The 14102-nt window shown below is 64.7% G+C and carries 14 protein-coding genes; 4 read left to right on the forward strand and 10 right to left on the reverse strand.

Features of this window, described 5'->3' with window-relative positions; translation table 11 throughout:
- Positions 1-9: 9 nt before the first annotated feature.
- From DDZ17_RS05030 to DDZ17_RS05040, 3 genes are all read right to left on the reverse strand, one after another.
- Positions 10-774 (reverse strand): SDR family oxidoreductase, encoded by a 765-nt coding sequence (locus tag DDZ17_RS05030; protein ID WP_116364807.1) that lies wholly within the window; start codon positions 772-774, stop codon positions 10-12.
- A 208-nt stretch (positions 775-982) separates the two neighbouring features.
- Positions 983-3484 carry a TonB-dependent receptor gene (locus tag DDZ17_RS05035; RefSeq protein ID WP_116364808.1) on the reverse strand — a complete coding sequence of 834 codons (2502 nt, stop codon included), beginning with the start codon at positions 3482-3484 and terminating at the stop codon, positions 983-985.
- A gap of 150 nt (positions 3485-3634) precedes the next feature.
- Positions 3635-4339 (reverse strand): TetR/AcrR family transcriptional regulator, encoded by a 705-nt coding sequence (locus DDZ17_RS05040; protein ID WP_116364983.1) that lies wholly within the window; start codon positions 4337-4339, stop codon positions 3635-3637.
- A gap of 160 nt (positions 4340-4499) precedes the next feature.
- On the opposite strand from DDZ17_RS05040, the gene DDZ17_RS05045 reads away from it, so the two are divergent.
- A complete protein-coding gene (locus DDZ17_RS05045; RefSeq protein ID WP_241505785.1) occupies positions 4500-4943 on the forward strand; it encodes a Zn-ribbon domain-containing OB-fold protein in 444 nt (147 codons plus the stop codon).
- Between the two features lie 27 nt (positions 4944-4970).
- Entirely contained in the window at positions 4971-6158 is a 1188-nt protein-coding gene (locus tag DDZ17_RS05050; protein ID WP_116364809.1) for a lipid-transfer protein, read from the forward strand.
- Between the two features lie 78 nt (positions 6159-6236).
- On the opposite strand, the gene DDZ17_RS05055 is transcribed toward DDZ17_RS05050, so the two are convergent.
- From DDZ17_RS05055 to DDZ17_RS05080, 6 genes are all read right to left on the reverse strand, one after another.
- Positions 6237-7100 carry an HpcH/HpaI aldolase/citrate lyase family protein gene (locus DDZ17_RS05055; RefSeq protein ID WP_241505786.1) on the reverse strand — a complete coding sequence of 288 codons (864 nt, stop codon included), beginning with the start codon at positions 7098-7100 and terminating at the stop codon, positions 6237-6239.
- A complete protein-coding gene (locus DDZ17_RS22665; RefSeq protein WP_193940542.1) occupies positions 7093-7632 on the reverse strand; it encodes a c-type cytochrome in 540 nt (179 codons plus the stop codon). Before DDZ17_RS22665 ends, DDZ17_RS05055 begins: the two co-directional genes overlap by 8 nt.
- Positions 7629-9182, reverse strand: a complete 1554-nt coding sequence (locus tag DDZ17_RS05065) for an FAD-dependent oxidoreductase (RefSeq protein ID WP_116364810.1) — start codon at positions 9180-9182, stop codon at positions 7629-7631. The genes DDZ17_RS22665 and DDZ17_RS05065 overlap by 4 nt, the downstream gene beginning before the upstream one ends.
- A gap of 43 nt (positions 9183-9225) precedes the next feature.
- Positions 9226-9921 (reverse strand): NUDIX hydrolase, encoded by a 696-nt coding sequence (locus tag DDZ17_RS05070; RefSeq protein WP_116364811.1) that lies wholly within the window; start codon positions 9919-9921, stop codon positions 9226-9228.
- 57 nt (positions 9922-9978) lie between these two features.
- Positions 9979-10431: a MaoC family dehydratase gene (locus DDZ17_RS05075; RefSeq protein WP_116364812.1), complete on the reverse strand. Its 453-nt coding sequence runs from the start codon at positions 10429-10431 to the stop codon at positions 9979-9981.
- Positions 10432-10631: 200 nt separating this feature from the next.
- Positions 10632-11549, reverse strand: a complete 918-nt coding sequence (locus tag DDZ17_RS05080) for a LysR family transcriptional regulator (RefSeq protein WP_116364813.1) — start codon at positions 11547-11549, stop codon at positions 10632-10634.
- Positions 11550-11683: 134 nt separating this feature from the next.
- Between DDZ17_RS05080 and DDZ17_RS05085 the strand changes: the two genes are divergently transcribed.
- Together DDZ17_RS05085 and DDZ17_RS05090 are read left to right on the forward strand one after the other, a co-directional pair.
- Entirely contained in the window at positions 11684-12598 is a 915-nt protein-coding gene (locus DDZ17_RS05085; protein WP_116364814.1) for an alpha/beta hydrolase, read from the forward strand.
- A 65-nt stretch (positions 12599-12663) separates the two neighbouring features.
- A complete protein-coding gene (locus DDZ17_RS05090) occupies positions 12664-13593 on the forward strand; it encodes an alpha/beta hydrolase (protein WP_116364815.1) in 930 nt (309 codons plus the stop codon).
- An 82-nt stretch (positions 13594-13675) separates the two neighbouring features.
- Here the strand turns inward: DDZ17_RS05090 and DDZ17_RS05095 are convergent, their stop codons facing one another.
- Complete coding sequence (locus tag DDZ17_RS05095) at positions 13676-14092, reverse strand: hypothetical protein (RefSeq protein ID WP_116364816.1); 417 nt, start codon at positions 14090-14092, stop codon at positions 13676-13678.
- Positions 14093-14102 lie beyond the last annotated feature (10 nt).

A 14102-nucleotide genomic window follows, 5' to 3' on the forward strand; every position in this document is an offset into this window, starting at 1 on the left:
CCGCTACGACTAGAACGCGTCCGGGCGCAGCATGGCGTCCGAGCCGCCGTCCACAAAGAACACCGACCCGCAGACAAAATCCGCCTCCGGGCTCAGCATAAAGCGCATCACATTGGCGATGTGCGCCGGGCTGGCCATGCCGCCCCAGGGCACACTGGCCTGGAAGTCGCGCATGGTCTGGCCCAATTGCTCGTCGGCAAACACCTGGTCGGTGAGGGGCGTCTGGGTAATGCCGGGCGCCACCGCGTTCAGGCGCACCCCGGCCTTGGCGTAGGCCACCACGTTGCGCCGCATCCACATGGTAATGGCGCGCTTGGAGCCGGCGTAGGCGGTGTGGCCGTCGGCCTGCTCCACCGCCGCGCAGGCGGCAGCTTCATCGCCCGACAGGCAGGCTTCAACAAAGGCGTTCTCCGCCGGCATCATCGGCGCGGAGTTGGAGGCAACAATCAGTACCGTGCCGCGCCGCTTGGCCACCAGGTCCTTGAGGCCCTCAATGGTTTTCACCGCGGCAAAGTAATTCACCTGGGCGATCAGGCTCAGGGGCCGGGCCACTGGCGGCAGGCCGGCGCAGGCAATAAAGCCATCAAGGCCATCCGGCGCGCGCTCGGTGACGCCAGCCACGGCCGCCTGGCGCCCCTCGGCGGTGGACAGGTCGGCGATGATGTCACCCTCTTTGATATCCACGGATATCACCTGATGCCCGGCCTCGACCAGTTGCTTGCGCAGTTCTCCGCCAATCCCGGTGGCGCCGCCGGTCATTGCATAGATGCCCATGGTGTTGCTCCTGATGTCCTGGTTTTTGAGGGCTGGATTGTTGCCTATTCGGGGCGGGGGATGAAGGGGGCCCAGGTGGCGCGGCGCGGCGCCATCACGCTGGCTCAAGTGGTTGTACCGGCAGCCGCGCGATGACCGTTAATCCACATCACGGGCCCGGGGCGTGGCAGCGGCGCCCTCCGCCACCGCTGCCCGCCCCCGCGTTGCATCAAAAGTTGTAGCGCAGCTCCACCCCGTACATGCGCGGCTCGCTGCGCCGGTCCCAGGACGGGGAGCCATCGGAGAAGACCGATGCGGTTTCGCCACCCAGGCCGCCCGGGTCCACGTTCTCCGGCTCCCAGTCGGTGGCATTCACCACAAACGCGCCCATTTCCCACTGGTCACTCGGGCTGTAGTAGGTGAGGCGGGCATTGAGCTGTTCTTTTTCATCGGAATCCGGGCAGCTGCTGAAGGGCAGGCCCTCCAGGTCGCCGGTGGCGGAATCATCCGACAGCACCAGTTGGCCGTCGATTTCGGTAAAGCGGTAGATGTCGGAGGAGCGCCCTTGTGCAGCGTTGTTCACCACAAAGGTGCAGCTGTCGCGCTCCACCCCGTCGGCGTAGCTGTAGGCGGCGGACAGTTCCAGCCGCGCCCCGCTGTCGAAGTCCCAGGTGTAGTTGCCGCCCACACTGAAGTTCAGGTCGGGGGAGCGGGCGAAGTCCTCGCCGGAGCGGTCGATCACCTGGCAGGCGCCGTCCACCACGGTGCGGTCGGCGCGGCGGGTGTATTCGGCATCCAGCAGGCCGGTGTTGAAGAACAGCTCCAGCGCGGGAATGGGCAGCCAGCTGATGCTGATCTCGGCGCCGTCGCCCTCCACGTCGGAGGTCTCGAACAGGTAGGCGCCGGTGCTTGAATTCAGGCAGGCGCCCTCGATAAAGCGCAGTTCCTGCAGGTTGTCGTATTCGTAGCGGAACACCGCAGCGTTCACCCGCAGGGTGTTGTCGAACCAGCTGGATTTCATGCCGATTTCGTAGTTGGTGACCTCTTCCGGGTCGAAGGCCGGGGCCAGGATTTCGCCGGCGCTGTTAAAGCCCCCAGCCTTGTAGCCTTCGGAGTAGGAGGCGTAAAGCAGCACATCGTCGGCCACCGCCCAGTCCACCACGAAGCGCGGCGTTACCTGGGACCAGCTCTCCTCGGACACCAGGTAGCCCAGCTCGCCGTTCGGGTCGTAGTTGCCGTTGGCGTCGATGCGGGTTTCAGTGGGGAAGGCAAAGGCCAGCACGTACTCGTTGAATTCCACGTAGCGGCCAAACTCTTTGTTGTCGTCGGTGTAGCGCAGGCCGGCGGTCAGGGAGAGGGTGTCGGTCAGGTCGAAGGTGGCGTCGGCAAAGGCGGCGTAGGATTCGTACTCGCCGTCAATGAAGATGTTCTCGTTGAAATCGACGCCGGAATTGTAGGCGTCAAAGCCGCTGTCGAAGGCGCGGCGATTGTACGGGTCGGCAATCACCTGAAAGGCAATATCCAGCGGCTGGCCCGGCATCAGGGCGCTGTAGGGCAGGCCAATTTCACGCTCAGCAATCAGCTTGTCGAGGGACTCCGGCCCCAGGGTAATGCCGCTCTGCTGGCGGGCGTGCTCCCAGGTGTAGTTGACGCCGGTGGTCCAGCGCCAGCGCTCGCCGAATTCACCGTCCAAGCGGAATTCCTGGCTGAACTGCTTGTTGCGCTCGCGGTTGAGGTCGTTAAAGCGGTACAGCAACTCGGCGGAGCCGTCTTTCTCTTCGGGGTTGAAGGTGCTGTATTTGCGCCAGGCGGTGATGGAGGTGAGGGTGGCGGCGCCCAAATCCCAGGTGACGTGCAGCGAGCTGCCAAACAGGTAGCGGGTTTCGGCCAGGCGCTCTTCGCTCTCTACCTTGGTGAAGCCCGGGCCGTTGTCCCGCGGCCCCCATACGGCGCTGGAGGCGGGGCGGGAATCCTGGTCCACCTCGTCGTATTCCGCGCGCAGGATGATGTCCAGGCTGTCGGTGGGCAACCAGCGCAGCTGGGCGTTCACGGACTTGTTGTAGCGCCGCGCCAGGTCGTCGCCGTTGAACAGGTTGTCCACCCAGCCGTCGCGCTTGTCGTACAAAAGGCCCGTGCGGAAGTAGAGGCTATCGGTCAGGGGCAGGTTGAACACGCCCTCCAGCTGGCGGCGGTCGTAGTTGCCAAGGGTGGCCCGGGCCCAGCCCTCGGTCTCGTTCACCGGCTTGTTGGTCACGTACTGGATGGCGCCCGCCGCCGCGTTGCGCCCGAACAGGGTGCCCTGAGGGCCGTTCAGAATCTCCACCCGGGCGATGTCGTTGAAGGCCACCTTGGAGCCGCCGGAGCGCCCCACATACACGCCATCCACGTACACGCCCACCGCCGGGTCGGCGCCGATGCCGAAGTCGTCGGTGCCAATGCCGCGAATGGCGTAGTTGGGCTGGTTGGCGCCGCCGGAAATATCCACGTTGGGGGTAAAGGCGCCCAGGTCGCCAATGTCCCGGGCGGCGAGGTTGTCAATGCGCTGCTCGCCGAAGGCCTCGACGGAAATAGGCACATCCTGCAGGCCCTCTTCGCGTTTCTGGGCGGTTACCAGTACCTCTTCCAGGCCCTGAGCCCAGGCCCCCGGGCCGGCGATGGTGGAATAAACCGTAGCGAAAACAGCGGTGGCGAGCAGCGTACGCTGCCGGCTTCCGCGAGCGGATACAGACATGACAACCCCCTGGCTTTTGCGCCCTGTGGCGCTTGTTTTTAGTTCATTGCCGGCCCGCCGGCCAGCCGCAGCGGCGCGCTGGGTGGCCGGCTGCCAACGCAGTTTGCCCCAGAGCCGGGCGCGGCGGCAACAGGAATTGGTACGTTTGTACTAGCTTTTGCCGGTGGCGCCCCGGGCCCCCAGCTGCAGACTGACATGGCGGTGCAGAATCCGCCGGGCCTCTTCTTCGCCCAGCTCGCCGAAGGTCAGTTCCGCCTCCAGGCGATAGATCAGCCCCAGGCCAATCTGGGCGTCGGAGGCGGGGTCGTCACTGCCCGCCCGCTCCAGCAGGGCGCTGACCTCGCTGGCAAACTGCCGCTCCTGGGCCTCGCTCAGGGCGCGCAGGCCGGCGTCGCGGCGGGCCTCGTGCTTGAAGGCGAGCTCAATGCTGCGATCTTCCACCGCCGCCGCCTGGCTGATCACGTGCTCCGCCAGCACACCGGCAATCTCCCGCACCAGCTGCTCACGCTGCTCTCGCTGCGTCGGCGGTTCCTGCTGCTGCCCCCCGTCTTCGCCCGCCTCCGCGCGCTGCAGGCAGTCGAGCAACTGCTGCTGCAGGGCCACCACCGCTCCCGCGCGCTGCCTGGCAAACTGGGTGAAGGCCTCGCTGAGCAGCTGGCCGATATCGCTGAAGTAATAGGTGGTGGCCGCCAGTGGCACGCCGGCCTCCCTGGCCACCGCCCGGTGGCGCACGGCGCGAATACCCTCCCGGGCAATCAGGCGCAGGGTGGCTTCGAGAATTTGCTGGTGGCGCAGGCGCCCCTCGGCGCGACGCTGACGGCCACCCTGTTTACGTTTGATACTGGCTTCTGGCATGCCCCGCACTGTGCCGCGAAGCGCCCGGTGGCGCAAGCGCGGGCAAGTTGGCAGGGGCAGGTCTGCATTGATAAACCCCCGGCTCAGGGCCTTGGGCGGCACCTTCCGCCGGGGCAGGCCCGGTAGTACTCTGTGCCGCGATTTTTCAGGAGGCAGCCCGATGAGCGACCCGATGAGCAACAAACCCCACGCAGCCGCCATTGAGGGCTGGCATACCCTGGGTGAACAACCCCACCTGATCGGCACCCGCTGCTGTGGCTGCGGTACTTACTTCTTCCCCAAGCAGACCCACTACTGCAAGAACCCGGACTGCGACAGCAGCGAGTTCGAGGAAGTGGAGCTGAGCCGCACCGGCACGGTGTGGAGCTACACCAACGCCTGCTACAAGCCGCCGGCGCCCTTTGTGGCCGCCGAGCCCTTCGAGCCCTACACCATTGCCGCCGTGCAACTGGAGAAGGAGCAGATGACGGTGCTGGGCCAGGTGGTGGAAGGCGTCTCGACGGCAGACCTGAAGGTTGGCATGCCGATGGAGCTGGTGCTGGAGACCCTGCACGAGACAGAGGACGACATCAAAGTCACCTGGAAATGGAAGCCGGTCGCCTGAGGGCGCCAACGGTAAGCGGAGAATATTATGTCCAATGAAATCGCCATCCTCGGCGCCGGCATGCACCCCTGGGGCAAGTGGGGGCACAACTTTGTCGAATACGGCGTGGCCGCCGCCCGCGAAGCACTGGCAGACGCCGGCGTGCCGTGGCGCGACGTGCGCTTTGTGTCCGGCGGCGCCACCGTGCGCTGCGGCTACCCCGGCTATGTGGCCGGCGCCACCTTCGCCCAGGCGCTTGGCTGGCAGGGCGCCGAGGTGAACACCTCCTACGCCGCCTGCGCCTCGGGCTCCCAGGCCCTGGCGGCGGCGCGCAACAAAATCCTGGCCGGCGAGTGCGAAGTGGCGCTGGTGGTTGGCGCCGACACCACCCCCAAGGGCTTTCTGGCCCCGGCCGGCGGCTATCGCCCGGAGGACCCGGACTGGGTGCGCTTTTACCTCGGCATCACCAACCCCACCTACTTTGCCCTGTACGCCCGCCGCCGCATGGACCTTTACGGCGACACCCAGGCGGACTTTGCCAAGGTGAAGGTGAAAAACGCCGCCGCCGGCAGCAAGAACCCCCGCGCGCGCTACAAAAAATGCTTTACCGAAGAAGACGTGGCGGCCTCGGCCATGGTGGCGGACCCGCTGCGGCTGATGGACATCTGCGCCACCTCCGACGGCGGCGCGGCGCTGATCGTCTCCAGCGTCGACTACGCCAAGCGTATCGGCAAGGGCGACGCCCCGCGCATTGCCGCCATTTCCACCGTCACCCCGAGCTTTGCCAGCGGCGTGGTGGAAATGCCCGACATTGCCACCGACTCCGCCGCAGCCGAGGGCATTGACGCCCAGAGCTTCCGCGCCGCCCTGCCGATCAAGGCCTACGAGGAAGCGGGCATCGGCCCGGAAGACGTGGACGTGGCCGAAGTGTACGACCTGTCCACCGCCCTGGAGCTGGACTGGATTGAAGACCTGCGCCTGTGCGAGCGCGGCGACGCCGCCAAGCTGCTGCGCGCCGGCGACACCAGCATCGGCGGCCGCATTCCGGTTAACCCCTCCGGCGGCCTGGCCTGCTTTGGCGAGGCGGTGCCGGCCCAGGCCCTGGCCCAGGTCTGTGAGTTGACCTGGCAGCTGCGCGGCCAGAGCGGCGAGCGCCAGGTGCAGGGCGCGAAGGTGGGCATTACCGCCAACCAGGGCCTGTTCGGCCACGGCAGCTCCGTCATCATCAAGCGCTGAGCCGGGCGCATCTGCTCACCGGGGGCCGGCCATCGGCCCCTCTCTTACACCTGCTTTACCCCTGCCTGAACGTCTGCTTCAGGCCGTGTTGTCCTCGATGTAGCGCGCGGTGGCCAGTACCCGCCGCGCTTCATCCACGTGCATGGTTTCCACCAGTTTGCCATCCAGCACCGCCAGGCCCTTGCCGGCCTGCTCCGCCTCGGCCCAGGCGGCCAGTACCCGTTCGGCCCAGTCCACTGCGGTGGCGCTGGGGCCAAATACCGCGTTGGCGGCGGCAATCTGGCTGGGGTGGATAAGGGTTTTGCCGTCAAAGCCCAGCGCCCTGCCCTGCTCACAAATGGCGTGAAAGCCATCGGCGTCCTGCAGATCCAGGTACACGCCATCCAGCACCGCCACGCCGGCCAGACGCGCCGCCATCACGGCGCGGCCCAGGGCGTACTGCAGGCCCAGGCGATCCGGCCGGTGCGGCACGCGCAGCTCAGCGGCCAGGTCGGTGGTGCCCATCACCAGCACGCTCACCGCGGCATGACGGGCAATGGTGTCGGCGGCGGCAATACCCGCCGGGGTTTCCAGCATGGCCCACAGGCGAATGTCGCGGCGCCCGGCCTCGGCCAGCAGGGTGGCGACGCTGTCCAACTCCTCGTCGCTCTCCACCTTGGGCAGGCACAGGGTGCCCACGCCGGCTGCGGCCATGGCGCGCAGGTCATCCCGCCCCCAGGGAGTGTTCAGGCCGTTGCAGCGCACCACCAGCTGGCGCTTGCCATAACCGCCGGCGGCAAGCTGCGCCACCACCGCGTCGCGGGCGGCGGCCTTGGCATCCGGCGCCACGGCGTCTTCTAGGTCGAACACCACCGCGTCGCAAGGCAAATCCCGGGCCTTGTCCATGGCGCGCTGGTTGGCGCCCGGCATGTACAGTACCGAGCGCAGGGCTGTTTCAGTCACGGGTATCCTCGCTGTTTTCGCTGTCATGGCTAATGTCATCGCCGGTGTCATTCGCCGCGCTGCCGCGCACGCTGGCCTGCTTCAGGTAGGCAATCAGGTCGGCGCGACGCTGCGGGTCGGGCACCCCCAGGCTCATCATGGTGGAGCCGGGGAACATGGCGCGGGGGTCGGCCAGCCACAAATCCAGCAACTGTGGCGTCCACACAAATTCGGCGTTCTTGAAGGTGTCTGAATAATAGTCAAAACCCGGCTGCTTGCCCGCCACCCGGCCAAAAATCCGGTACAGGTTGGGGCCGTTGTTGTGACCCAGGGCCGGGTCCGGGTAGTGGCAAGTACGGCAGGGGCCAAACACCAGCCGGCCGCGCTCCACGTCACCGGTCAGGGCGGTGCCTGCGCTGGTGGGGAGCGGTGTTTGGCTAGGCGTGGCAGAGAGCGTAACGGTGCCAGCGCCATCGCCCTGCTCCGCCGGCTGGGCAATACAACCCAGCGGCAGCAGGCACGCCAGCAACAGGACGGATCGGTACAGGGTCATGCGCTTACCTCCTGGCGGGCCACGCTGCGGCCGGCGCGGCGGCCGAAGAAGGTGCAGTCACCCACCGACAGGCCGCTGGCGATATAAGGGGCGGTGGGCAGGCCGGCCACCGTGCGGCCGGCGGCATACAAGCCGGGGATCGCCTCGCCGAAGCTGTTGATCACGCGGCCGTCCACGTCGGTGTGCAGGCCGCCAAAGGTGTGCGCCGGGAAGAAGGCGCGGTTGACCGACAGATCCCACACCCGGTAGGGCGGGCCCTGTAGCGGCCGCAAGTAATGGTGGCTTTTGTGGAACAGTGGGTCGCGCCCGACGCTGGCAAAGCGGTTGTAGTAGGCCACCGTGTGCTGCAGCGCCCCCTGGGGGAAGCCCGCCAGCGCGGCCAAATCGCCAATGGTTGCGCTCTCGGCCACCAGCGGAAAGTTGTCCTGGTGCATTTTGTAGGCGCTGTCATCGTCGGTAATCAGGTAGGCCCGGCCCTGCTGGTGAAAGGCAATGGCATCGCCCAGCACCCCGTGATAGGACTCCTCGGAGATAAAGCGCTGGCCAAACTGGTTGACCACAATGCCAGACAGCACATTCTCCGGCGGGTACATGGGGGCGATGGCAAAACCCTGGTGCATGCGCAGGGCCTCTGCCCCGGCGGCAATGCCCATGTTGATGCCCGCGCCCAGGTCGCCGGCGTTGCCCCAGGGCACCGAACAGTCGTAAAGCTGCGGCGCGTAGCGCCGCAACATCTCGCGGTTGTGAATAAAGCCGCCGCAGGCCAGCACCACGCCGCGGCGGGCACGAATGCGCTGGAACCGGCCGGCATCGTCCTGCACCACCATGCCGGCAATGCGCCCGTCGCTCTCCACCACCAGTTGGCGGCCAGACACCCCGGCACGGGTGGCCACGCCGGATTCCGCCAGGCGCGCCAGCAGCGCCTCCATCAGGGTGCGCCCGCCATTCATGCCGGACACCCCCGGCACATGGCCCCGGGGCGCGGGACGGGCGGCATCCACCGCTGGCCAGGCAAGCTCGTTGCCGGAGTAGTAGAGCGACTCATCGCCAAAGGGCAGGCCCTTGGCCTTGGTCATTTTCTCCTGGTACGGCACGCCCTGCGCCACCAGCCAGTCGAAATGGGCCGGGCTGCCTTCGCAGTACAGCTGGATTTTATCGAGCTGGGGGTGAAGGGTACCGGCGGATACGATGAAGTTGTACATGGCCTCGGCGCTGTCTTCGACCCCCAGGGCGCGCTGCAGGGCAGTGCCGCCCCCGGCGTACACCACCCCGCCGGACATGGCCGAGGAGCCCCCGAGTTTCGGCAGCGATTCAATCAGCAGCACCTCGACCCCCGCTCGCCGTGCCTCCAGCGCCGCGCTGACACCGGCCGAGCCGGAGCCGGCCACCAGCACATCGGTGGTGACGTCCCAGCTTTTTATCTCGCTGCGCGACAGCAGCGCCGGCGCCGCCGCGCTGCCCGCCGCCACCCCAAGGCCAGCGGCGCCCGCCAGCCCCTGTAACACGCGCCGCCGGCCGATGGCCGTTGCGCCCTTGCCCTGTTTATCCATCCCCTGCCCCTCCGTGTTGTTATTGCGTGAGGCCAGCTTTTCGCTAGTTCAATTCGCAGATGTACTGCAGCTTCTGGTTGACCATGTAGGTGCGATGGCGCGGGCCCGTGGCCTGCTCGTCGCCGCTGGCGTAGCCGGCATCGCCCTCGTACAAAAAGCAGATGCCGCCGTCGATAAACACCATGTTGGGCGCGTAGATCATCGCCTGGCGCTCGCGTACCACGCAGCGCGCCGCGTTGCAGTCCAGGTGCGACGCCAAGTCCACCAAGCTGACGAAGGTGGGCGGCATCAGGTTGAAGGGGTTGTCCGGGTCGTCAATTTCCGCCAGCGCCGTGGCCGGCGATACCCAGCGGTGCAGGGCTATCTCGCCGCCATCCACCTGTACCTCCTGGTCATCCTCCAGCACCGCCAGGAAGAACCAGGTGGAAAAGCGCTTCTTGGCGCCCTCCGGGGTGGTCCAGTGAGACAGGTATTCCAGTTGGTCCTCGGTGATGACCAGGCCCGCCTCTTCCTGGGTTTCGCGGATGGCGGCATTCACCGCGCTGCGGTAGTCATCCCCGGGCACCGTGATGTCCGCCGGGTCCACCCGCCCGCCGGGAAACACCCACTGCCCGCCCATGTGGCGCACCGCGGTGCTGCGCTGCACCAGCAGCACCTCCGGGCCGGTGGGCGCATCGCGCATCAGGATTACCGTGGCGGCCGGGTAGACCGGTGTGACCTCGTCGCTGGTTTCTATCACCCTGTACTCTCCTTTGTGCGCTGTTCAGGCGTTTCGGTGGCTATTTCCCCGCGGTACTCAGGGGAAGAAACGGCTGATGGTATCAACCACGCAGGCCGGGCGCTCGCCGCCTTCCACCTCAATTGTCATGCGCACCACCACCTGCACACCGCCTTTCACTTCCTCGGCGCTGACCACCTCACCCGCACCGCGCAGGCGGCTGCCCACCGGCACCGGCGCCGGAAAGCGCACCTTCTCGCAGCCGTAGTTCACCCCCATGGAGAAGTTCTCCACCTGCAGCACCTCCGGCAGGAACAGGTTGGCCAGCGACAGGGTGAGATAGCCATGGGCAATGGTTTTGCCAAAGGGGCCATCGGCGGCCTTGACCGGGTCCACGTGAATCCACTGGTGATCGCCCGTGGCGTCGGCAAATTGATTGATGCGCTCCTGGGTCACTTCCACCCACTCACTGTGGCCGAGTTGGGTGCCCTCGCTACCGAGCAGGGCGGCGGGGTTGGCAAAGCTTTTCATGACGGTCTTCCATTGTCGTTGGCAAAAAAACGTGCGGGGACTATAGCACCGGCTCCCACAGCGGGCAGCCGTTGCGGTTTAACTCTGTTCACTGTGGGCAGTTTCCGGGGAAAGGGCGAAGCCGCGCGGCAATACACGTTTTTGCTGCGCAGGCTCCAACGCTATAAAACAACCGCTCCAGCACCCTAAAAAGGCGCCTTTCACACAAACCGGGAGCGCTGCTCCACCAGAAAATCAATCAGCGCCCGCGTCTTGGCGGGCAGTTGCGCGCGCGATGGCACATAGAGATAAAAGCCGGGAAAGGGCTTGCACCAGGGGCGCAGCACGCGCACCAGCGAGCCGTCATCGAGGTGCTTTTTAATGCACAGATCCAGGTGCTTGATCACACCCAGCCCCTGTAGCGCGGCGGACAGCATGCTGTCGTCATCATTGAAAACAGCCCGCCCCTTCGGCTCGAAGAACTGCGCCCCGCCATCCTCGGGCGAGGTGAATTGCCAGCGGTCGATGGCGCCGCTGGATGAAAAGCGATAGCCCATGCAGTGGTGATGGGCAAGCTCCGACGGCATACGCGGTTCGCCATGCGCCTGTAAATAGGCCGGCGAGGCGACTACCGCCATCTCCATAGCCGGTGTGACAGGCACGGCTACCATGTGCTCGTTCAGGCTCTCCCCCAGACGGATCCCGGCATCAACGCCTTCAAAGACAATATTGCTTAGGCCGTCACTGGCAATGAGTTCAATGCCAAGGGACGGATACATACCCAGGAATGTTGCCAGATGAGGCTCCAGCAGCAGCCGCGAGGCCACTCGGGAGGTGCTGATTCTGAGAACTCCTGTAGGCTGATCCGCCGCCTGGCCTACTGCCGACACCGCCAACTCGATCGCCCCCAGGGCGGGTTTTAAGGCATCGAACAACCGCTGGCCCTCATCGGTGAGCGACATATGTCGCGTTGTCCGGTGCATCAGGCGCACCCCCAGATGCTGTTCAAGGGCCTTCAACTGCTGCGACAGTGCAGCGCGAGAGACACCTAGCTCCGCGGCAGCCCGGGTAATACTGCAGTGGCGCGCAATATGGTAAAACCAGGCGAGCGCGGGGTACTGGGTCGGTTCAATGGGCATTGAAATCGCTTTATTGTTTAGAAAATCTTAACAGTCAATTTACTTTTACCACATTTATCAACAACAGTCGCTCACCTATTCTTGTAGTCACTGGGCAGCGCGTACTACCCGGCCCCACCACAAGGAGCTTTTCCATGGACACCATTAAAATCAACACGCTGAACGGCTACGGCACCACCATCGCCGCCAATCTCTACCTGCCCGATGCGTTCGACAGCACGCAGCAATACCCGGCGCTGGTTGTCTCTCACCCCGGTGGTGGCGTGAAGGAGCAAACCGCGGGCCTGTACGCCAGACACCTGGCCTCGCACGGGCTGGTGACCATTGCCTTTGACCGCTCCTTCCAGGGGGCCAGCAGCGGTGAGCCGCGGCAACTGGAAAACCCGCACATCAGTACCGAAGATATCAGCGCCGTAGTTGACTACCTCACCACCCTGCCCTACATCGACCGCGACCGCATTGGGGCGATGGGCATTTGCGCCGGCGCCGGCTACACCGCCAATGCCGCCATCAACGACCGTCGCATCAAGGCCATTGGCACCGTTAGCGCAGTGAATATCGGCCAGATGTTTCGCAATGGCTGGGAAAATACTATCAAAGACGCCGACGCCGCTGGCCTGCTGGAGCACGGCTCCCAGGCCCGCACCAACGATGCCAACAGCCCGGACCTGGCCACCATTCCGCTGGCCCCCCTGCGCAGGGAGGATGCACCGAACGCAGAACTGGAACAGGCGTGGGAGTACTACCACACACCGCGCTGCCAGCACCCAAACGCACCTGGCTTTACCCTGGCACGCAACCTGAACCAGATCATCACCTACGACGCTTACCACAAAGCTGAGGCCTTCCTGACCCAGCCCACCCTCTGCGTTGCGGGCAGCGAAGCGGGCAGCAAGTGGATGAGCGAAGATCTGATTGCCCGCGCCGCCAGCCAAGATAAATCCCTGCACCTGGTGCAAGGCGCAAATCACATGGATTTGTATGATGGCGACGCAGCGGTTAATGAAGCGGTAGCAGCTCTGGGCGCGTTTTTCCAGGCCAAACTCTGAAACGGCACCTGCCTGCACGCAACACATCCGTCCGCTATCTACTTCGAACCGCATTGAGGTGAACCATGACTAGCACCAAACACGTCACGTACCAGAACCTAGGCTGGGATTCTGCCGCTGACCTCTATCTTCCGCCTGACTTCGACGAATCCGCTACCTACCCCGCCATCGTCAGCACACACCCGATAGGCAGTTGCAAGGAGCAAACCTCCGGCAACATCTACGCACACGCCCTGGCCAAGGCTGGGTTTGTCACCCTGGCTTTCGACGCCAGTTTCCAGGGAGCGAGCGGCGGCACACCACGGTTCATTGAAGACCCGTCCATTCGGGTTTCCGATATCCGTTTCGCTATTGATTACTTGTCAACACTGGCCTTTGTCGACGGCGACCGGATTGGCGCGATCGGTGTTTGCGGCGGAGGTGCCTACACCGTCCACGCAGCCATCACTGACCACCGCATCAAGGCACTGACTTCCATCACGGGTGTGAACTTCGGACGTCTGATGCGCGAGGGGTTCAGCGAATTCAAGCCCGTTACAGCACTGCAAGCCATGGGCAGGCAGCGAACCGCAGAGGCGCGGGGCAGCGAACGGCATATCATCAACTACTTACCTGAGTCCGTCGCTGCGGGACGAAAGGCGGGAATCAGCGATATCGATGTGCTAGAAGCCACCGACTATTACAAGACTCCGCGAGGCCAACAGCCGAATGGCGCCACCAGCGGCCTATTTTCCTTCAACAGCGCTGCCATGGGTTGGGATGCCTTCCTGCATGCCGAAACGCTGCTTGTTCAACCGTTGATGGTAGTGATTGGCGACAAACCCGGCGGATTCGGGGCCTACCGGGACGGCTGGGAAATCTACAGCCGCGCTGCATCCACAGAAAAACATATCGTGGTGGCCGAAGGTTGGTCACACTACGATCTCTATGACAAAGACGAACCCGTCAACCTGGCCCTTGCCAGCGTAATACCATTTTTTACTAAGCACCTGTAGACGAGCACGCGCGCCGAGTACCGCTGCGCCCGGCGCGCGTATAAGGTTCAGCCATCACAGCAGCAGGACACCGACTCGGACATTAGGGACAGGTAGATCCCGTTTGAAATCTCCGCACCAAAATACGCCAACGGCGCTGCCGGTAACGGTAAAAGAACTGGGCAAAAAGCCACACCGGCAGCGTGAACAGCCCAGCCCTCACCTCCACGTCGTCGGTATAGATACAGGTTTGCTGCAGGCCCGTGCTCACCTGGATTCGGTGATTCCAGACCGCCACCAGACCGCCTCCCTCTTGGGTCACCAGGCACCGCTGGCTATCGCAGATCTCCACAAACGTCAGTGTGTGCATCCAACCGGGGATGATGCCAAAAAACCGCAGGCGCACCGATTCCGTGGCGCCCTGCTGCCATTGCTCAGGAAGGCGCAGGGCACCAGAGAAACCGAGAACGCCGCGGGACACAAACAGCAGAGTATCGCTTCTTTTGACCAGGGCCCACACGGTGTCAGCC

Source organism: Parahaliea mediterranea (assembly GCF_003402235.1).
Lineage (GTDB): Bacteria > Pseudomonadota > Gammaproteobacteria > Pseudomonadales > Halieaceae > Parahaliea > Parahaliea mediterranea.